Below are 21,104 nucleotides of genomic sequence, written 5' to 3' on the forward strand. Positions count from 1 at the left end.
ACTACTGAAACTTTACCAGATTTCAAATCTTTGAAAATTTTGCTCGCGATCGCACCAATAATAGCCATAAGATTAATTAATAGCCCTACAAGCTCTCCTCAATGTCTAAATAACTTGTAATTTGTAATAGCCTAAACAGTTAACTAGTAACTGATGGCTGATGTTAAACTCTTAACTGGGTGACGGCGATATTGCCGGAAAAACATACGTCCACATCGCTACCAGGAGTGCGATCGCGTTTGCCATATTCCCCTACATAATAAAAATTATCGCCTTCAATTCGATAGTTCACGGGCAAAGGTTTGGTACAGGCTTGGCAAAATACCACATCAGGATCTGGTTCTCCTGGTTGCAGATGCGGCAGATTTACATTCCAGAAACTTCCTGGTTCTAGGGGACGCTTGAGTAAATCCGCTAAAACTTCAGCTGTGAATTTGGCAGCCAGATCCCAATCAAAATTCTGCTTGGCTTTGCGATACTGGGAAATGGCAACTCCGGGAATACCGTGCATTGCGGCTTCCCGCACGGCGGCCACTGTGCCAGAAATATAGGCATCGACTCCCAAGTTCCCCCCAGCGTTGATACCTGAAAGTACAAACTTGACATCTGCTGCAATTTGTGTTAGCGCAATTCTTACACAATCAGCGGGAGTACCTGCGATCGCATACTCAGTCTCAGAACGTCGCTGGAGGTTGATAGCACGAGTCGTAGTAACTTGATGTCCACAGCCAGACTGATGATCGGCAGGAGCAGCGATAATAGAATTTTTGCCGTTTACAGCTTTGAGCAGCGCTTGGATACCAGGGGCATCAATGCCATCGTCGTTAGTTAAAAGTATAGTCATGTATATATGATATTGATTTAGCTAAAATATCAGAAAAATGCAGATATCAACCATCACATAGACATTTAGAGCAGAATTCAGAATACAGGAGTCAAAACACGCTTTATACCTGGGTAACAGACGAATCATTGTCTACCTCACCTACTGAAAATTTGCTGTATATAAATTAAATATGCATCATCCAGAACCCTTGTAGAGACGTAGCAGTATAACGTCTTGACATTCTTTTTCACTCAGATATCTAGAGTACGGCAGAAAAAACTACTCGCAGATATGAAAAAATATGGCGTTGCTAAACCAAAATTATGAATCATGCGATATGATTTCTAGATGGTTTGCAAATTCCGCCCTAAGCATTTGGGTTAATTCCCAAAATGGGCGGTATTTCTTGTCACTAGTAAGGCGGTTAGCGTCAGGTTAATGCTTGCAGCCGTCCTTAGAACAAGTTTGTGTAATCAAAAATCCCGTACAATATACATATTTGCTGAGAATATCAGAAATTTTACACTGGAGAAAATCGGGAACGAGGTGATTTTTGCAGTGGTTCTGTAGTATTTTTGGTGCAAGTCTGTCTTAGGGATCACACGATGAAACAGCTCCTCAAACAAGTTTTTAGCAGTCAAAAACACCTCATCCGGCTAATTCTACCTTTGGTGACGGTTATTTTCGCAGCCTCGCTGTTTGCCACACCTGCTTTAGCCACAGGTGTGTATCAAATACCCAACCTGACAGCCGGGAATGACACCTGGGTTTTGGATCAAGGTGAAGTCATCAGCCGTCTGAATGAAGGCAAGATTAGCAGCGCTTTTAAGGATTTGGCAAAGCAAACAGATAAGGAAGTCAGAATTGTTACTGTTCGCCGACTCGACTACGGCGAAACACCAGAAAGCTTTACTAAAGAACTGTTTGAAAAATGGTTTCCGACAAAAGCAGCCCAAGCTAATCAAACCTTATTGGTTCTCGATACAGTTACCAATAGTACTGCCATTATTACTGGGGATCAAGTCAAGCCAATACTTACTGACTCTATTGGCGAGAGTATAGCTACTGAAACAGTAAGCGTGCCGTTACGCAATGGTGACAAATACAATCAGGCATTTCTTGATGCAAGCGATCGCCTTGTCGCCGTTCTCTCTGGCAAAACCGATCCAGGCCCACCCCAAATAACTGACAATGTGCAGGTTGGAGGCACTTTCAAGAAAGCAGAAGAAACCAACCAAGGTAACGCTACTGCTTGGGTAGTTGGATTATTAATTGCTGCCACCGTTATCCCAATGGCAACTTACTATATCTATCAGATAAATCAGCCCTCATCTAATGGGTAATGGTGGAGTTAGGAGTTAGGAGTTATGAATTTCTAACTCTTAACTCCTCACTTTAATCTTGAACATACTCTTGCCCTGTAACTAAAGCTACCTCAGCCCGAACAAATTCTCGACCTAAATAAGCTGCGTGATCTAATTGAGTTACAGGAGGGGGCTGAGTTTCTTCAAAAATTTTCACGCAAAGTTCTTTCGCCGTTCTGGCGCTAAAAACTGTTGTATGAGTTCGTTCTACCTTTTCTCGCGCTGGAATAACCTTTCCCGTTTCAGGATCGACAGCTAAACCGCGATCGTCAATTACATTTGTAAAATGCTTGGCATAAATTAATCCTGCGTCTCGATCTAAGTAAATAATGAAATATCCACCTGGATCGAGGTCAATATGACGCTGGGAAAGTTTATCATCAATTGCGGCTAAATCTTCAACTATTAAATCCATAAGCATTATAAAAAGAAATTTTCTTTTTTCAGGGTTTTTACACTCTATATTAAGTGTAATTCCTATCTTCCTTAGTATTCTTCATATCTTTAGTATTTTTGTGAATACTTTTACTTAAAAAACGCATCAAGGGGCAATTGCTCAGTACACGCAAGCGATTGAGCTTGATCCTAACTACGTTTAAGCTTACTTTTATCGGGGTAATGCTCTAGCTTTAGAAGGACAACCGCAAAAAGGAATTGAGGATTTACAGAAAGCTGCGGCTATCTTAGAATCTCAAGGACAATCAGAATGGGCAGCAGCAATGCGCCAACAAGAAGAAATTATTCAAGAAGGGATTCAAGACGGTGAATTTTGACGAATGGTAGCAGAAATATCGTCTCAATCGCCAACAGTATAATTTCACAATTTTGAAAATAAGGAAAATTTGCATCTGTTTGCCGAGTAAAGCTTAATTATTCGGCAAATGTTACGAAAGTAGTTCCTTTTCCTCAAGCATTTTTCTCACTAAATGGCAACTCTGCATTAATTGCCTCAATCTGCTGCTGTTCGAGTTGATTCACTTCCTTAATATAGGGAAGTAAAATTTGTCCTAAACGATTATTGTAAAAGCGGTGCAGACTGTGATTGGGCATAGCGGGGAAACCTCGCCGTTTTTTGTGTCGCCCACCCGCGCCAGGGTCAAAAATTTGGATACCGTTAGCGATCGCCCACTCAATCGGTGCATAATAACAAGCATCAAAATGTAAGCAATCTATTTCTTGAAAACTGCCCCAATAGCGTCCGTAGAGTTTGTCACCTTTAAATAAACAAAAGGACATTCCTAAAGGATGAGAGTTATCTTCTTCGCTATATGCGGCAACAAACAAGACTCGATGGCGATAATCACTGTGTAGCTGCTCAAAAAACCTCCGTGTGAGATACTTGCTACCCCACCAGCCAAACTTATCACAGGTGTCAGCATAGAATTGGTGCATCAAGGGAAACAAAGACTGAGGAATTTGATCCCCAGCCAGTGGTTGCAATCGTAAACCTGCTTTTTCCACAGCTTTGCGTTCCCGCTTGATATTGCGGCGCTGATTGGCGTTAAACACCTTCAAGTAATCATCAAAAGTTTTAAAGCCAGCATTTTCCCAGATATAGCTGTGGTGCAGCCAAGTTGTAAAGCCATGCCGTTCTAGCATCGGACGCCATTGGGGATCGACGTAGAGAAAATGACACCCAGAAATCCGATTTTTGGAGCAAAAAGTGTCAATTTCATGCACCATCAGCGCTGTGATTTCATCCTCATCTTCTCCTGGGGCGATTAAGAACCGATAACCTTCTGCTGGGGTGAATGGTGTCATTCCCAGCAATTTTGGGTAATATTGGACTCCAATGCGATCGGCTAACTCTGCCCATTGGTGATCGAAAACAAATTCACCAGAGCTATGTCCTTTAAGATAAAGTGGCGCAGCCGCAATCAGCGTTTTATCTCGCCACAATGTCAAGTGATTTGGCAACCAACCAGTTTTAGCCGTAACACTCTGGGAGGTTTCGAGATTGTTCAACCATTCCCATTCTAAAAATGGTGTTTTGAGTGGCATTGCCAAAGCATTCCAGGCATTTTGGGGTACTTCAGCAATTTTGTTCGTCCAAAAGACAGAATAGCGAGGCTTAAGTTGTTCCACTTTTTAGGGACTGGGGACTAGGGACTAGGGACTTGGGACTTGGGACTAGGGACTGAGGGACTAGGGACTGGGAGTAGGAGAATAAGGAAAATACACCAACCATACCGGATGCTCAATACCCAATACCCAATCCTTAATCCCTTATTTAGCGTAATCTAATCTGCTGGTCGTTGCAGGCGATAGTGCAAAAACACTTCTTGCTCAACTGTATGAACTTCTATGAGTTGTAACTTGGGAGCCAAATCAGCTAAAAATCCTTTCCCTTCTACAGGTGTGGGTGCGGTATTACCACCTAAAATCAGTGGACAGACAGTTAGCCATAATTCATCAATTAAATCTAGTTCCAACAAGGAAGCGACTAATTCACCTCCACCCAAAACCACCAATCGTGTTATATGTAGAGTGGCTAGTTGCTTCAAAGCTGCGGAAATGTCAATTTCTCGCGTTGGTGTTTCAAAAACCAGAATCTGCTCAAATTCTGAAGGGTACTCCTGTACTCCGATTCCCAGAGTTGAGTAAAACGTCTGTAAGCGTTCTTTCCACGAAAATTCTCCTGCTCTTGTCGTGAGTAGCCAGCGTCTAACTGGTTGTTTAAAAAAGTGAATTTCCGGATTAAGGTTTGCAGAGTTTGTAATCACTATATGAACTGGTTGCCGAGGCTTCCCTCCTTGCGCCCGAAGTTGCACTAGAGTTGGATCGGTTACAGTAAGTGTTGTTCCATAAGCGTCCAGAGTCCCAGCACCGAATAATACGGCATCAGAGGCAGCAATTTGTTTTTCTAAGTGTGCTTTATCAACCCTTGAGCCAAACCGAGCAGGCGATCGCTTAAAATCTGCTATCTTGCCATCTGCACTCATTGCTAAAACAACTGTAGTATGAGGACGATGTTCCAACATTAAATTGATTTGATAGTTTTAATATTTTCTTTAGTCGTGTGTAGATTCTCAAAAAAACCATACCTGCGAGCCACTATTTTATAATTTCACCACTGTTATTGATATGCAACACAAATCGCTTTTACATCTAGCATATACGAGTTTTGGTATACCACGTTTCTTTTTGAATTATAGCAATTTGTTATTTTTAAACATTGAAAATAAAATTCTGATCATTTAATAAAATGTCTCATCTAGCTAGTCTAATTGCATATCTTTGGTGTTGTAGATTGCAGGTGCAAAGTGAGACAGTCGATGACTAATCCCCGCCAATCTTCCTTTCGTCGAATTTTAGTAACGAGAATATTGCTGCTGTTTGTTCCAGTTTTACTTGTAGGCGAAATTGTTGCCTTGAATAAGGCACGTTCTAGTATATTGGGAACTGCACGGCAAAATTTAACAGAAAGCGCTATTAGTAAAGGGGAGAGAATTGGAGATGCGATCGCAATCTTAAAAGCTAATTTGCAGAGTGTAAGTAAAACGACGGTTATTCCGTCGGATTCACCTATACAAGAGCAAGAAATTCTCACGCAGTTAAGACAACAACTTCCAGCCAGTATCGAGTGCATTCAATTAACAAATCTCCTAAACCACAAGCTAATTGCCAGTAGCTGTGGGGATCGAGAAATTGGCGAATTGAGATTACCTTTCCCTAGTGAGGGAATTGATGTCAAAGCAATCTTCCCGCCAAAAGCAGGAATGACTGGAAAAAGAAACACACAAAATCAGCAGCTGCAACTAGTTTTATCTGCACCAGTCTTTGATAGCCAAAAAAAATCAGTTTACAGCTTAAGTATTCAGTCTGCATTGTACCAACAAACCAGAAATCCGCCGGGATCACTCACGGGCGCTATGGTAGTGATTGCTGAAGATGGCACAATTTTGGCACACCCATTCACAGATTGGGTGGGAACTAATATCAATCAGCACCCTCATGCTTCCCAAATCAAAAGCATAATTAAAAATGCAATTACGGGACAAAACGATTCGATAAATTTCTCTTTTACCGAAGGAAAAGAATTAGTCGCTGGCTATACAGCAATTCCAAATCCACTCACCCAACAGCAGCAGCAAAAATGGATAGTTTTAGCTGTTACTAGCGTCGATAATGCGCTTTTTGGTTTAGAGGAAATCAAATTAATTCTTATCGTTTTGACAGTTGGTTTGATTGGTGCAAGTTTGTTAGCATCTCTATATTTAGCTCCTTACTTAGCCCGTCCTGTAGAAGAATTACGAGACTACGCTCTCAATATTCACTCTCACCATGCTGCACAACCAGTTCCGCACGATTTTCAAATTCGGGAATTCAATCAACTGGCTCAAGCATTAGATCAAATGGTAAAACGGCTGAAAGCAGGATCGGAAGAATTAGAAATAGCTTGGAAAGAAGCAAAAAGCGCTAACCAAATTAAAAGCCAGTTTTTAGCTACGACTTCCCATGAATTGAGAAACCCATTAAATATTATTATTAACTGTATTCGCCTGGTTGAAGAAGGCTTATGTGATGACCGGGAAGAAGAAATGGAGTTTCTCAAACGTGCCGATGAAACAACGATTCACTTGCTAGGTATTATTAATGATTTACTCGACATTTCTAAAATCGAAGCAGGTAAGCTTTCAGTTGTTTCCACGCCAATTGACCTCCAACAACTATTGTTAGAGGTAATTAATTTACAATCAGTTAATGTCCAACAAAAGGGCTTGCAATTGAAATGTGAGTTAGCTCCCAAAGTGATCCCAATTATGGCAGACGCGGGAAAACTCAAGCAGGTGCTAATTAATGTTATCGGCAACGCCACCAAGTTCACCGACACTGGAAGCATCACCATTACTACAGAAATTCAATCTAGTAGTGGAAAATCTCAGGTGGTAGTAGCTGTCAAAGATACAGGTATAGGCATCGATCCAACTCAACAGCACAAACTATTTCGCCCTTTTGTAATGGTCAATGGCACTACGACACGTCAGTTTGAAGGTACTGGACTGGGACTAGCGATTTCACGAAACTTAATCGAACTCATGGGAGGTAGCATTACTCTTGAGAGTGCGGGACTTCATCAAGGTACGACACTGAAAATTACTTTACCTTTGATTGATATCTCGCTGTTAGCTGTTCCAAATAAAGAAGCAAATGTCGGGAATCTGGGATTTTCCTCTGGGAATGAGGGGGCAAAACCAAGCCGCTACCCTAACCTACAGGAGTCTGGAGGAAATTCCTCTTTGGGGATCAACAAGTCTGTGAAAGCAGGGGTAGACAAAGAGAAGTCCCCGAAATCCCAGTTGCTGTTTGGGAAGGAAACTTGCGAGATTCGTCTTTCGCCGCTGCAAACTATTCTGGTAAGTCTTCCAAAAGCAGAAGTTTGTGTGAATGGGACTTTCAAGAGGTAATCGTCAACCCCCTTCTCTGCGAGACGCTACGCGTAGCTTGCTTCCCCGCAGGGGTACGGGGGAATTCACGCATTCACGCATTCAAAGTTCACGCATTACAATCCCCACGGATAAATCTGGGGGCTTGAAATAATGATGCTGCGCTTTTTATACCTCCATTCATAAATATTCGCGCAAAACCGTTGCTCCAATCCAAACTAAAATCCAAAATTCATGCAATTCAAAAATGTCGGAATTAAAAATTCAAGAAATCCGATGATTAATCCAATTAGTAGCAGAACAGCAATATCCTGTAATTTGACTAACTTTTGCAAAAACCGTAATAGGGTTCGCCTTTATCAAAGCAATCAATGCAATTGCTTGGAATTTAGCTGTCCAAACAGACGACGTAAGAATTTAAAACTTAAATATTATTAATAAGTTTTGTAACAAAATCAAACTTAATTAACTTATCTAAAACATATAAAACTTCTGCCAATACATAATTTCAAACAAGGATCTATCATTCTTTACCAGAGTTAAACAAAGCATATAAAAATTGCTAGCTCAAAAAGTTTGGTTGTCTCAATAGATATTGTTTCAAAATAGAGGCTATTTCAGCCTAAGTAATAAACAAAATTGCAACTGAAAAATAATTGCAAAAGTTTTTCTATAAAGATGTATAAAATATGAGTATTAGCAGAGCGTGTTGTAAAAGCATTAGAGAAAAAGAAATAATAAAAACTGTTGTTCAAGCAAATAAAATTTTAATTTTAATTATTGACGATCAAGCATTTATCCGCAAGATACTGCGACTTTTTCTAGAACAAGAGGGGTATCAAATAGTAGAAGCTCAAAGTGGTATAGAAGCATTAAGTATTTTTGAAAAACAGCGCCCAGATATAGTAATACTCGACATCATTCTGCCAGATATGGATGGGTTCGAGTGTTGCATTCAGCTGCAATCTTTAGATTGGAGTAAATGCACTCCTGTTTTAATGATTGCAGAGATAGAAGATGAACAGTCAGTTGACCGTGCATTTGAAATGGGTGCAATAGACTATTTTACCAAACCGATTCACTTGCCAATCTTGCGACAACGAATAAAACGGATACTTGAGCAATCTCAGCTACAGAAAAAACTCATTGCTAAGAATCTAGAACTGCAACGATTAGTTACTATCGATGAATTAACGCAAGTAGCTAACCGACGAGGATTTGAACAGTATTTAGCTCAAGAGTGGCAGCGCATGGCAAGGGAGCAACAGCCTTTTTCCTTGATTATCTGGGACGTTGATTTTTTCAAATCTTACAATGATACTTATGGTCATCTTTTGGGCGATCGCTGTTTGAAAGAAATTGCAAAAACTATCAAAAATTTTCTGAAGCGTTCTACAGACCTAGTTGCCCGTTATGGTGGAGAAGAATTTGCTGCGATATTGCCTAACACGGATGTGGAGGGGGCAACATCAGTAGCCCAAACAATTTGCTCTGCTGTTCGCACACTGGCAATTCCACATAGGAATTCATTAGTAAGCAGTCATGTTACTTTGAGTGCTGGGCTTGCTACAGCGATTCCTAGACCTGGTTCTGATTTTGAACAAATAATTCTTGCGGCAGATCGGTCGTTATATCAGGCAAAGGCAGCAGGACGGAATCGTTTTCTGCATAACAGTTATCAGTGACATACTCCTACACTGATGCAACGCAAGTCAAATGATATGATGTCCGGGTAATTAACCATAATAACCGCAACTCCACCCCGCAAAAGCTGCGCTTTAGCTCCCCTGCTGAAAAGCGGGGAGGGGTTGGGGGTGGGGTTCTACAAGCGTTGCGGAACATGGGTATGAAGCCCTGCCCAACGAGAGCGATTGTCTGGGGCAAAGTACAAGCTCCGTCCTAGCCTCTCCCCAAGCTTTGAGCTCCCTGCTTCCCTGCCTCTTTTGACAAGCTCTGCACAGAAAAAATGAGACAATCAGAAAGCTAAAAAATATATGAAAGTACAAAAAGTTGTCAGCAACATCAGAGATAAAAATTAAAAATATCGAGCATTTTTATTGCTTAGATAAATTATTTTTCTGATAAAATAATTTATCTTTGAGTATTTCTTTTCAAAATTAGATTGTTTGACTGTTCTTTTCTTAATTGTCTTGATTTTTTGCGTTTTTACTAATTGTAATTTTTTTGTATTTAAATTTGAAGTGCAAAATGTGGGGTTTAAAAAGCTAGCTAGCAACACAAGAAAAGGACTTGAGAATCTAAGGCTCATGTCGGCAGGTAAACCTCTAAATCACTTGCTTGAGCTAAGTTGTTTAAACATTAATTATAACAACCTAACTTTATACACAAGTATACTCAAGCGTACAGAAGTGCTACAATAATCGTCAGTACTCAATCGGATATAAACTTTATACTTGCCACAGCACCAGAGTTACTAGATATACAAAAAGTTCCTCATACAGAATAAAAAAGTAAAAAAGATACTTTAATTAATCAGATTATACTGATCAAACCGCAATGATAGAATATTAGCTGAAGATGCTTTAAATAAATCAATAGCATTTAAAAATAGCTTACTTAGTTTCTAAGTAGTTCCGAAACGACATGTTGCAATAATGTCAAATTGAAGAATTCTTATTTGATGTGTGTAAGCTCCTATGGTCAAGCGATCGCTCCAAGGATCGGTAACTGGGATTCAAGAAGCCAAAAAAGCGTTCGCTCATAAGGGGTGGACACAAGACAATTTGGCTTTTGAAGTCAACTTAAAGACTCGCCAACCAATTTGGCGGTTTTTTACTGGACGTCCGGTTGAGCGTCATATCTTTATAGAAATTTGTTCGGTGTTGTCGTTGAACTGGCGGGAGATTGCGGCTAATCCTCCAGAAGAGTTTCCTGAATCAAAAGAACTTGGTGCTGAATTTTTAGATATTGATGCTCTAGTACAACAAGTGCGATCGCAACGCTTTGAGAAAATTGAAGATCAGTGGGGCACTTTGCAGTTATTAGATATTAGTCGCCCTGTTAAAATCGACGACATTTACATCGATGTTAACATTTTGGAGGAGATTGCAAACCTTCAGTGGTTAGAGTTTGCTGACTTGCAAAATTTTACGTCAAAAGAATTTGATCGCTTTGGCTTAGGTGAGGTATCCCAGACACAAATCGCGGGGATTAGCGCAGTTAAAACTTATTCAAAGCTGCGGGTGTTGGGAAAACCAGGAGCAGGTAAAACTACCTTTTTGCAATATCTAGCGATTCAATGCAACCGAGGTAGATTTGCCGCAAATCGGGTTGCCATTTTTGTCACTTTAAGGGATTTTGCAGACGAATCTAGAAAAGCAGGAGAGTTGCATTTACTCAACTATATTTGCAAGGAATTCCTCACCTCTGGGATTTCAGATGCGTCTGTGATTGAAACTTTGTTGTTGGAAGGCAGAGTGTTGCTGTTGCTGGATGGATTAGATGAAGTACTCGAGCAACAAAGCAACGCTGTCGTCAACGAGATTCGCAGACTCTCTGAAAAGTACGAAAAGAATATGTTTGTCGTGACTTGCCGCACCGGGGCTAAAGCTTCCAGCCTCAGACGCTTCACAGATGTCGAAATGGCCCCATTTACCTCTGAGCAAATTGCTGCCTTTGCTCATAAGTGGTTTACAAAACTCACAAAAACGAATGTCTACCAGGGGCTTGAACAGGCAGTTGAGTTTACCCTGAAACTAGATTTGCCCGAAAACTTACAATTTCGGAGACTTGTCGTCAACCCTTTATTTTTGCACCTCGCTTGCTGGGTTTTTGATCAGCAGAACAAATTCCCAACCCAAAAAGCTGCGTTTTATAAGCAATGTTTAGACCTTTTGCTGATCAAATGGGACGAAACTAAAGCAATTGAGCGAGATGAAGTGTACCAAGGTTTTTTATTACCACAAAAGCTGAAGTTGCTAAGTCAAATTGCTAGCACCACATTTGAGCAGGGTAATTACTTTTTTGAACAACGCCTTGTTGAGCAATACATTGGCGACTATATCCGTGATTTGCCGAATGCTTCCACAGAACCAGAGGAATTGCAATTAGATAGTGAAGGGGTACTTAAGGCAATAGAGTTGCAACATGGATTACTGGCAGAACGAGTGCGGGGGATTTTTTCCTTCTCTTATTTGACGTTTCAAGAATACCTGACTGCTCGACAAATCGTTGCCAATCATAATCTACAAGCATTAGAACAACCCTTAGAACGTCTGGTGAGTCATATTACTCAACCCCGGTGGCGTGAAATCTTTTTGTTAACGGTTGCCATGCTGCGGAGTGCAGATTTCCTGGTACAGTTGATGAAGCAAGAAATTGATGCGCTAGTGGCTGAAGATCCATATTTGCAAAAATTCTTAACTTGGGCAAGCCAAAAGTCCTTTGTTCCTCTTCCCCAGCCTGCTGCAATTCGGGCGTTTTACCTTGCCCTAGCTAGGACTCCTCACCTTATTAACCCACCCTTTGCTCTTGCCTGCATCCTTGATCAGAGTATTTTTCTGGATGCGGCATTGGACAAGCTAGTAATGGAATGCACTATTGACAGCAAATCTAATTTTGGCAATGCCCTAGTCTGCAACGATGCTTTGAGTAATGCTTTAGCGATTGTTCAAGATACTGGCTTACATCAAGCTTTACAACAACTTAAAGACCTACTGCCTGATCCAAAACAAAGTAAAGAAAGGTTTCAGACATGGTGGCAAATAAGTTTCCCTGCCTGGATGGAGCAGTTAAAGGCGATGCTCGCCAAGCATCGAAACATTCAGCATTACTGGCACTTCAGCCCTGAGCAACAGCAAGTATTGCAACAATATTACTATGCCAATCAGTTGCTTATCGATTGCCTCAATAGCAACTGTCAGCTAACAGACGTTGTGCGGCAGGAGATTGAAGCTAGTTTATTCTTGCCGATAAAAGAACTCTCCCAGCGAGAATGGCAAGGATTGTGATATCATATCGTGTCCGGTTAGGAACTTCCAAATAAAAAATATACCATCGCTATAGAGGCAGGGGGCAGGGAGCTCTTAGCTGGGGGAAGGATAAGTCGTAGTGAAGTCCAGAAATTGGATAATTTATTTTTTGGAGTTTCCTTAAAGACTTATCTATTTAGGCCGCAGTTCTTGCTAGGGGCAGGGGGGGAGAGGAGATATATTTTAGAATGCAACAATGAGCCTTTGATATTCATTAATGAGTCTTTGAACTCCATTAATGAGGCTCGGAACTCCATTAATGAGCCTTTGATATTCATTAATGAGGCTTGGAACTCCATTAATGAGCCTTTGATATTCATTAATGAGTCTTTGAACTCCATTAATGAGGCTCGGAACTCCATTAATGAGCTTTTGATATTCATTAATGAGGCTTATACCATGTTCTGAAAAGTTTTGATGTTTAATTATTCAAAAGACATAGATAACATTGCGCTGCTTTTATTCACTAAGAAAAGAAATTTATGCTTGGACACGACATTATTGTTATTGGCACTTCGGCAGGTGGACTCAAAGCACTAGGCGCAATCTTGGGTGCTCTGCCTGCTGAGATTGATGCTGTCTTTTTCATAGTCCAGCACCTCGCAGCGGATAAGCCCAGCATTCTCCCCCAAATTCTTACAGATGTAGGCTCTCTCCCAGCATCTCACCCGGCAGATGGAGAGCCAATTCAAACCGGGCGAATCTATGTCGCACCGCCCGATTATCACCTGTTGGTCAATCAAGGCTCAATGCGTCTCGTGCGCGGGCCTCAAGAAAACCGCTTTCGACCCGCGATCGATGCGTTATTTCGTTCAGCCGCCCGCGCTTATAGTACAAGGGTGGTAGGTGTGGTACTCACTGGCTATCTTGATGATGGCACGGTGGGGTTGCAGGCAATCAAAAAACGGGGCGGAGTGGCGATCGTTCAAGACCCGAAGGAAGCAGAATACCCCAGCATGGCCAAGAGTGCCTTGCGGTATGTGAAGGTCGATTACTGCCTGCCGCTCGCAGAAATCCCAGACCTGTTAGTGGAGTTGTCAAAGGAACCTGCCGCCGAGGAGGAGGCATATCCCGTGACCGAAGAGATCGAAATTGAATCCAAGATTGCTGAACAGCAGATGAATACCCAGGAGTTTTTAAAGAATGTAGAAGCGATCGGGACTCGAACGACTTACACCTGCCCTGAATGCAACGGCAGCATTTGGCAAATTGGCGCATCTCAGCCGCTACGGTTTCGCTGTCACATAGGGCATTCCTTTACAGCTAGTGTGTTTCTGGCAGAGCAAACTCAGAATCTCGAAAATGCGCTGTGGTCGGCTGTGCGGGCAATGGAGGAAAAGGTTACATTCTCCCGTCAAATGGCAGAACAGATGAGAAACTACAATTTAACTAGTGCCGTAACAAAATATGAGGATCATGCAGTGAATTTGGATAAAGAGGTGTCCTTAATTCGAGATATCATTCTCAATGGCTTTGCCACGAAACGAACTATTGCCCCAATAGAGGAAGATCAGCCGGAGTAGCTATAGGCTCACCCTTGGGAAATAGCCAATTGCTGGCAAACACTGTTGTCAAGCTTTTGAACAATTTGTTGAATGGCTGCGAGGTCGGTATAACAGTTAGCAACATCAATAAGGCTAGTACTGGTCATCGATCGCAACCCGACCACTTCAACCCGAACTCCTTGACTAGCAATGGTATTCACCACATAAGCAAAATCTCCATCGCCACTGACTAACACAGCTGTATCGCAATGTTGAGCCAGCCTGATCATATCCACTGCAATTTCTACATCCAGATTGGCTTTTTTGGCATTATTCTTCAACTGTGTCACTGCTTTAGTAATGACGCAAAAGCCGTTGTGACGCATCCTGGAAAGAAACCCATGCTGCTTCTGGTTCGTCGGATCGTAGCCCGTGTAGTAAAAAACATGAACCAGGTAATCTCTAGCTGTCAAATAATGCAAAAGTTTGACGTAATCAATTTCAATATTGAGGTGTGAAGCTGCATAAAACAGATTCGAGCCATCAATAAAAACAATCACTCGACCGCGATCGCCTTGATTGGGGATGCAGTTTTTATCAACAGTAAGTGGATGGGTCGCTTCAAGCGTGGTATCTGTAAAACTGGATTTTTGATTAGATACCTTCTGAGTTGCTTTTCCTAAAATCTTTTTCTTAATAACAGTATCTGCCACTTATAACTCCTTGATGAGGTGGCTAGAAAAACTCTCTTTGTTTATCAAAGCAGAATTCAGTCGCCAGAATGGGCTAAACGCCCCGCTACCGCTAACAGAATTGAATTCTCTGCGAGTGGTGAATGAATAAATGGGTTTAAGACGATGTTTGAAAAGTCGTGATTGATGTATCAAATATTTTTTACCCCTCCCTAACCCTCCCCTTTACAAGGGGAAAGAACCAAATTTTTCTTGTTTCCCCCCAATGCATCGGGGGGAGTAAGGGGGGTAACAACGCAATTAAAATCACAGCCAATCACTTTTCAAACAACCTTTAAGACCCCCGCTAAATTAAAAATTTAGCGGTCTACAATTAGTGGGGGATTCAGACCCGCCACTAATTGATTCTGACGCCTTGGCGGAGCGTCTCCGGCTCCGCTCCTGAATACTGACTTCTGGATTCTTCTTCAAGAATTTTTCTGCGATGTTAAAGCTTTTATGAAAAAAGCACTTGTTCAAAACCTTGCCCCTTGTGGGCAAAAAAAATCCTTATTTCCCAAGGCAGGTAGAAACCCCACCCGCAAGTGGCGTGGCTGTATAAAATGTTTGAATGCGTGAATGCGTGAATTTTGAATGCGTGAATTTTGAATGCGTGAATTCCGCCTTGCGGTACTAGGTTGTAGCCCTGTCAAAAGCCTGATTATGTCGTCCGTAAATCTGCTTCGTTGAGGAATATCATCGTTTCTGCACCAACTCTGCCAAAGTCAGGCTCTAGCCCTAATGCCATCTCAATGAGATACGTCCATGTGCCAGATTCAGGTGTGTAGCTGCGTACAATCCCTTCTCCACCAACAAAGCTCACCCATTGAGTATTGCGAAACTTAGGTGCTTTCATGAAGGTTGCAGTCATGCTTTTGATTCCTCAATTCATAGTTCATACTTTCTGTTTTAGGAGAAAAAATCAAATATGTTTTGTATCTTTTTAAGTAAAAATGTCAAATATTATCTATAACTTCCGAATGTTTTAGGGGGAAATTATACAATTTATACGTAATTAAAACGTTTGCTTCAACATGATTTTTGACAACAGCATGTAAAGCTAATTGCCAGTAACAAATTGATTGTAGAATCCGCCGTTATAACTCAATTATCAAATAGTTTATCTGCCGACTATATCAACAAAATTCTGGCGTTGTTATGTCAACGATACGCCTAATATCAATAGCGCTTCTCGTTTGCGTGAGGTACACCCGTAGGGGCACGGCACTGCCGTGCCCCTACACCGCGCGATATAATGTTGTACCGCATCTGAATGGGAACCGCTATAGTTCGGATTCCAAATATTCCAAATTGCTACTTTTAGCGTATTGTTTTTCAGGAGAAAAACTCTTGTTTAACAAGTGGTGGGGGTTTAAGTCCCCTGTCTCTACAGGCACTTCTGTTTTGTGTTGGGATCTAAATCCCCGTCACAAAATGTAATTGCGAATGGGCGAAAAAGCGAATTGTTTTAAAGCACTACTAAAAATTTCTCCAATCAGGTTGTCTACTGGAGTTTTAGTAAATAAAATTGCTAACCGAAAAGGAAAAGGGTACAAGCCCCTAAATTGATTTATGGGGATTAAAAATTATTGAATTTTGAATTTTGAATGCGTGAATTTTGAATTTGGAGCGCAGCGACGTGACGATCGCCTACTTATATCGTGTCCGGTTAAACACTTATAATATATGTAGGTTGGGTTGAGGAACGAAACCCAACATTTTATGAAAAAAGCACTTATTCAAAACCTTGCCCCTTGTGGGCAAAAAAAATCCTTATTTCCCAAGGCAGGTAGAAACCCCACCCGCAAGTGGCGTGGCTGTATAAAATGTTTGAATGCGTGAATGCGTGAATTTTGAATTGATTCATCCTTGTTCACGTTGGGTTTCACTACGTTTCAGTCGGGGTTTAAATGGAACGTAGTTGCCACAACGCTCTTAAAGAGCGCATCGCCCTTGGCGTCTCCCCGCAGGAGTTGGCACTTCTCAACTCTTAGAGACGCACTCGCGTTCGTCTGAAAATGTCTTGAATGCGTGAATGCGTGAATGCGTGAATTCCCCAAAGGGGTTGACTGCGCTGATTTATCTGGCTCGGAGTCCACACAAGTTTGCAATCATCAATACCAATTGAGTCGGGTCAATCGGTTTAGCTATATGCATTTGGAACCCAGCATCAATTGCCATTTGCTGCTCTTGCTCGCTGACATAGGCAGTGATTGCCACCGCTGGAATTTGTCCCTCCCTAGAGGCGTCAAGCGCTCTCACCTGACGAATCAGGGAGTAACCATCTTCCTCTGGCATCCCAATATCTGCTAAAAGCAGATTATATCTATCAGGAGATTCAGTTAGAGCAGGGATCGCTTCCCTTGCCGATGTCACAACCACTACTTCAGCCCCAAAGTCTTCTAAAATCCACTTGATTAAGTCGCGGCTGTCTGCTTGATCATCTACAACTAGGATGCACAGCCCTTCAAGGGTAAGGGATGGATTTTTACCATTTAATGTGTCCATCCCTGACAAAATGCTTGGCTCTAAATAAGTTGGCGGTATAATTTCCGGTGGCATTGAGCGCAGAGGCAGCCTAACGGTGATCGTGGTTCCTTGTCCCTCGCCTGGACTTTGCGCTTCAACTGTTCCACCGTGAAGTTCTATAAGATGACGGACGATTGACAAGCCCAATCCAAGTCCCTGAGTTGCTTTGCTGCTGCTAGAATTTCCTTGGCGGAAGCGCTCAAAAATATAGGGCAGCAACTCTGCCGAAATGCCAATTCCTGTATCGCTGACTTGAATCTGGGCGTGAGTATCTACAGGTTCGAGCCTGATTTCCACTCGCCCACCGGCTGGAGTGAACTTAATCGCGTTAGTAAGTAAATTCCATAGAACTTGCTGTAAGCGATCAAAATCTCCGACAACTGTCGCCGAGTTCAACTGTGAAACAATTTGAATGGTTTTCGCCTCTGCGGAAAATTGGACAGACTCGATGGCGACATCCACTACTGAAACTAGATCAATTAGACGAGTGTTTAAATGAAGCTTGCCACTCGTAATCCGTGAAATATCCAGCATATCATCAATTAACTGAGCTTGCACCCTAGCACTCCGCTCCACGACTTCCCAGGCACGGGTGATTGCTGAAGAATCAAAATCACGGGTGCGCGAGAGTTGCGCCCAGCCCAGTATAGTATTGAGCGGGTTACGAAGTTCATGGGAGAGGTTCGACAGGAATTCATCTTTAGCTCGGTTGGCGATTTGGGCCTGTTGACGGGCTAACTGCTCCTGTGTTAGAAGTTGCGATCGCTCTAACTCAAACTGCTTGCGCTCGGTGATATCTTCAATCGCCAGCAAAATCATTTGAGCATCTCCCTGTTGAATAATTTTCCAACCATTGAGCAGCATAGTTTTTTGCCCAATTTGCTCAAAACGATGCTCTACTTCCAAGTTTTGAATACTGGTATCATTGGCGAGAATGTCTTCTAAGAGCGATCGCAGTTCGGGCAGGTTCCACTGACCGTTGCCTAACTCAAAAATCAGAGATTGCGCTGTCTGTGATGGTGAAACCTGAAACGTTTCATAAAACGAGCGATTGGCTTTGTTCACCCGCAAATCAGAATCAAGCACGATTAACGGTACTTGTACTGTCTCCACAATTGCTTCAGCGTAATTCCGGGCTTGTTCTAAGGTTGCTGCACTGCGTTTGAGAACATCAATATCTATTAATACCAACACTACACCGTCAATCTGGTTTTCTATGGTGCGATAAGGACGGATGCGGAGGTTGTACCAATGTCCCCCCAAGGTTTGGACTTCTAATTCTTTGATGCTGAGTGTGTCAAGTACCTCCAAAATTAGAGGTTCTAAGTCAGGAATATCGAGATTCGTTCTGATGTCGCTCAAGGGTCGTCCAGCATCGGCGGGAATTAAATTGAAAAGCCGCTGCGCCATTGGCGTAAAACGTCGAATGCGTAAGTCCGAAGTCAATATCAAAATTGGGATATTGATACTGGCCAGCAAATTCGTCAGATCGTTGTTGACTTGGTGTAATTCCAGATTTCGAGAGCGAAGTTCTTCATTGGTTGTGTTGAGTTCTTCGTTGGTTGCCTGAATCTCTTCTTTGGCAGTTTCTAGCTCTTCATTGGTGCTTTGCAACTCTTCATTACTGGAGAGGATTTCTTCATTGGCAACTTTCAGGTCTTGATTGATGTGCTCCTGCTGTTGAATCACCGCTTGCAGATACTCTTGAGTCCCAACCTGCTCTTGCTTGGCGGTTGCGAGTTCCTGCTTGAGCCGAACAATCTCAAGCTCTAAGTCTGCCTGCTCTGAGCTTTCAGGATTAAAAGAGCTAAGGTTGCTAACTGCGGGTAGAGCTTCTTCAAATAAAACCAGAAAGTAGAATTCTTCGTCAGTCTCAGGCTTGAATGGAATCACCTCAAGATTGACGATTTTTGAAAGCTCACTCTCTTCAATCCGTAACCCTTCCCTTCTAACTAGAATTTTTTGCTGTTGTGCCTGATAAATTGTGGCGCGTAGCTCAACGAGCAAACCCTGGCGCACCATTTTGAATAAGTTGAGACTTGGTTTTCCAGGTGCAAGTTTTAGGTAGAGATCGATTTCTCCCCGAAATTGCAGCACCTCCATCTTGTCGTTGATTACCACACCCACTGGGGCATAGCGACTCAAGATCAGTTGGTCAGTTTTTTTCTCTAAGTCAAACTCATCCGATGGATTTGAATTCTGAGGTTGAAGTTCGTCCAGTTTTGCGATCGGATAATTGCTGGTAACGAACGAAAAAATTGGACGATTTGCAGTTACCTTCTTGGCATAGATTTTATACTTTTTGTCAATCAGAGTAAACAAGTCCGAATATTTACCTGTGCTTTCTGAAGTCCCTAGCAGCAGAAAGCCAGTTGGGTTGAGACTGTAATGAAAAATGGGCAGTATCCGTTTTTGCAACGTTTCGTCCAAATAAATCAGTACATTCCGACAGCTAATTATATCTAAGTTGGAAAAAGGAGGGTCACTGCCCAAGTCTTGTCGGGCAAACACACACAGGTCGCGGACAGCTTTGTTAATTTGATATCCACGGTCCTCAATGGCATTAAAGAATCTGCGGCGACGCTCTGGTGAGACGTCCACCATTTGATTCTCTGCATAAATGCCGGATCTGGCTTTGTCAATTGCCATCTCGCTGATGTCTGTGGCAAAAATCTGGATCGGCGGCGGGGTTAATTTATCTGACAAAAACTCCAGCAAGCAGATGGCGATCGAATAGACCTCCTCGCCTGTCGAACACCCCGCTACCCAAATCCGAATCGGCAACTCTGCCGACTTAGAGAGCATCATACTGACAAAGACTCGCTCTTTCAACAGTTGAAATACTTCGGTGTCGCGGAAAAAAGAGGTGACGTGGATCAGAATTTCTTCATAGAGCGCCTTGACTTCAGCCGGATTCTCTTGCAAATACTGGGCATAATCCTCTAATCGTTGTAGTTTGTACAACAGCATTCGCCGCTGGATTCGCCGATCAAGCGTATTGGGCTTGTAGTGGCTGAAGTCAACGCCAAGTGCCGATCGCAATAACCTAAAAATAGTCGCTAGGGCATCTTCCTGTTCAGGCAATTTCTCAGGCGTTATCAGCGGCTGTGAGTCAGAAAGAAAAGGATTACGACTGAGGTTTACCAGTTCCTCCGCAATTTTTCCAGGCGGCAGCACAAAATCGACATTCCCTGTGGCAACAGCGGTATTGGGCATACTATCGAATTTGGCCGTGTCTTCACACTGAGCAAAAGTCACACCTCCGGCTGCCTTGATTGCCTTCAGTCCTAGTGAACCGTCTCCATCCGCTCCAGATAATACCACTGCGATCGCTTTCCGCCCTCGATCCACTGCCAATGAACTAAAGAACGCATCAGCAGGCATATATTTCCCCTGAACTTTCTCTCGCGGCGTCAGTTGCAACACCCCATCAGACAAGATCATTTTAGTATTAGGCGGAATGATGTAGACTTGGTTTGGTTCTACAGTCACCCCGGATTGCACTTCACTCACAGGCATTTGAGTTTCTCTCGCCAGAATCTCGCTCAACAGACTCTTGTGCTTAGGGTGTAAGTGCTGAATCAGCACAAATGCCATTCCTGTATCGGTAAGCAGATGCTTGAGTAACTGCGTAAATGCCTCTAATCCACCCGCAGAGGCGGCAATACCAACGATGGGAAATAAAGCATTTATATTCTCAAGCTGCTTTGCGTCCAACGCTTCATTAGCGGCAGATTCAGATGCAGGTTGCTCAGAGGGTTGATCGGATGTCATAGGATGAAATTTAGTACT

General features: G+C 42.5%; 12 protein-coding genes. 5 read left to right on the forward strand and 7 right to left on the reverse strand.

Features of this window, described 5'->3' with window-relative positions; translation table 11 throughout:
* Positions 1 to 163 precede the first annotated feature (163 nt).
* Entirely contained in the window at positions 164 to 844 is a 681-nt protein-coding gene (gene surE, locus HWQ58_RS35475; RefSeq protein WP_292873126.1) for a 5'/3'-nucleotidase SurE, read from the reverse strand.
* Between the two features lie 587 nt (positions 845 to 1,431).
* Between surE and HWQ58_RS35480 the strand changes: the two genes are divergently transcribed.
* A complete protein-coding gene (locus HWQ58_RS35480; RefSeq protein ID WP_292873128.1) occupies positions 1,432 to 2,169 on the forward strand; it encodes a TPM domain-containing protein in 738 nt (245 codons plus the stop codon).
* Positions 2,170 to 2,221: 52 nt separating this feature from the next.
* Here the strand turns inward: HWQ58_RS35480 and HWQ58_RS35485 are convergent, their stop codons facing one another.
* The 3 genes from HWQ58_RS35485 to HWQ58_RS35495 form a co-directional block, all read right to left on the reverse strand.
* Positions 2,222 to 2,605 carry a DUF4346 domain-containing protein gene (locus tag HWQ58_RS35485; protein ID WP_292873130.1) on the reverse strand — a complete coding sequence of 128 codons (384 nt, stop codon included), beginning with the start codon at positions 2,603 to 2,605 and terminating at the stop codon, positions 2,222 to 2,224.
* Positions 2,606 to 3,096: 491 nt separating this feature from the next.
* Positions 3,097 to 4,275 (reverse strand): GNAT family N-acetyltransferase, encoded by a 1,179-nt coding sequence (locus HWQ58_RS35490; RefSeq protein ID WP_292873132.1) that lies wholly within the window; start codon positions 4,273 to 4,275, stop codon positions 3,097 to 3,099.
* 155 nt (positions 4,276 to 4,430) lie between these two features.
* On the reverse strand, positions 4,431 to 5,171 hold the full coding sequence (locus HWQ58_RS35495; protein WP_292873134.1) for a RibD family protein: 741 nt from the start codon (positions 5,169 to 5,171) through the stop codon (positions 4,431 to 4,433).
* 294 nt (positions 5,172 to 5,465) lie between these two features.
* Here HWQ58_RS35495 and HWQ58_RS35500 point away from each other — a divergent pair, with 294 nt between their 5' ends.
* The 4 genes from HWQ58_RS35500 to HWQ58_RS35515 all read left to right on the forward strand — a co-directional run bounded on the left by HWQ58_RS35500 (position 5,466) and on the right by HWQ58_RS35515 (position 14,091).
* A complete protein-coding gene (locus tag HWQ58_RS35500) occupies positions 5,466 to 7,598 on the forward strand; it encodes an ATP-binding protein (protein WP_292873136.1) in 2,133 nt (710 codons plus the stop codon).
* A gap of 668 nt (positions 7,599 to 8,266) precedes the next feature.
* Positions 8,267 to 9,262, forward strand: coding sequence for a PleD family two-component system response regulator (locus HWQ58_RS35505; RefSeq protein ID WP_292873138.1), 996 nt, complete (start codon positions 8,267 to 8,269; stop codon positions 9,260 to 9,262).
* Between the two features lie 972 nt (positions 9,263 to 10,234).
* Positions 10,235 to 12,547 (forward strand): NACHT domain-containing NTPase, encoded by a 2,313-nt coding sequence (locus HWQ58_RS35510; protein WP_292873140.1) that lies wholly within the window; start codon positions 10,235 to 10,237, stop codon positions 12,545 to 12,547.
* 503 nt (positions 12,548 to 13,050) lie between these two features.
* Positions 13,051 to 14,091, forward strand: coding sequence for a chemotaxis protein CheB (locus tag HWQ58_RS35515; RefSeq protein ID WP_292873142.1), 1,041 nt, complete (start codon positions 13,051 to 13,053; stop codon positions 14,089 to 14,091).
* A gap of 8 nt (positions 14,092 to 14,099) precedes the next feature.
* Here the strand turns inward: HWQ58_RS35515 and HWQ58_RS35520 are convergent, their stop codons facing one another.
* The 3 genes from HWQ58_RS35520 to HWQ58_RS35530 all read right to left on the reverse strand — a co-directional run bounded on the left by HWQ58_RS35520 (position 14,100) and on the right by HWQ58_RS35530 (position 21,086).
* Positions 14,100 to 14,765: an NYN domain-containing protein gene (locus HWQ58_RS35520; protein ID WP_292873144.1), complete on the reverse strand. Its 666-nt coding sequence runs from the start codon at positions 14,763 to 14,765 to the stop codon at positions 14,100 to 14,102.
* Between the two features lie 679 nt (positions 14,766 to 15,444).
* Positions 15,445 to 15,654, reverse strand: coding sequence for a hypothetical protein (locus HWQ58_RS35525; RefSeq protein ID WP_292873146.1), 210 nt, complete (start codon positions 15,652 to 15,654; stop codon positions 15,445 to 15,447).
* Between the two features lie 1,208 nt (positions 15,655 to 16,862).
* Positions 16,863 to 21,086 (reverse strand): chemotaxis protein CheB, encoded by a 4,224-nt coding sequence (locus tag HWQ58_RS35530; protein ID WP_292873148.1) that lies wholly within the window; start codon positions 21,084 to 21,086, stop codon positions 16,863 to 16,865.
* Positions 21,087 to 21,104 lie beyond the last annotated feature (18 nt).

The sequence above is a fragment of the Nostoc sp. LPT genome (genome assembly GCF_017115165.1).
Lineage (GTDB): Bacteria > Cyanobacteriota > Cyanobacteriia > Cyanobacteriales > Nostocaceae > Nostoc.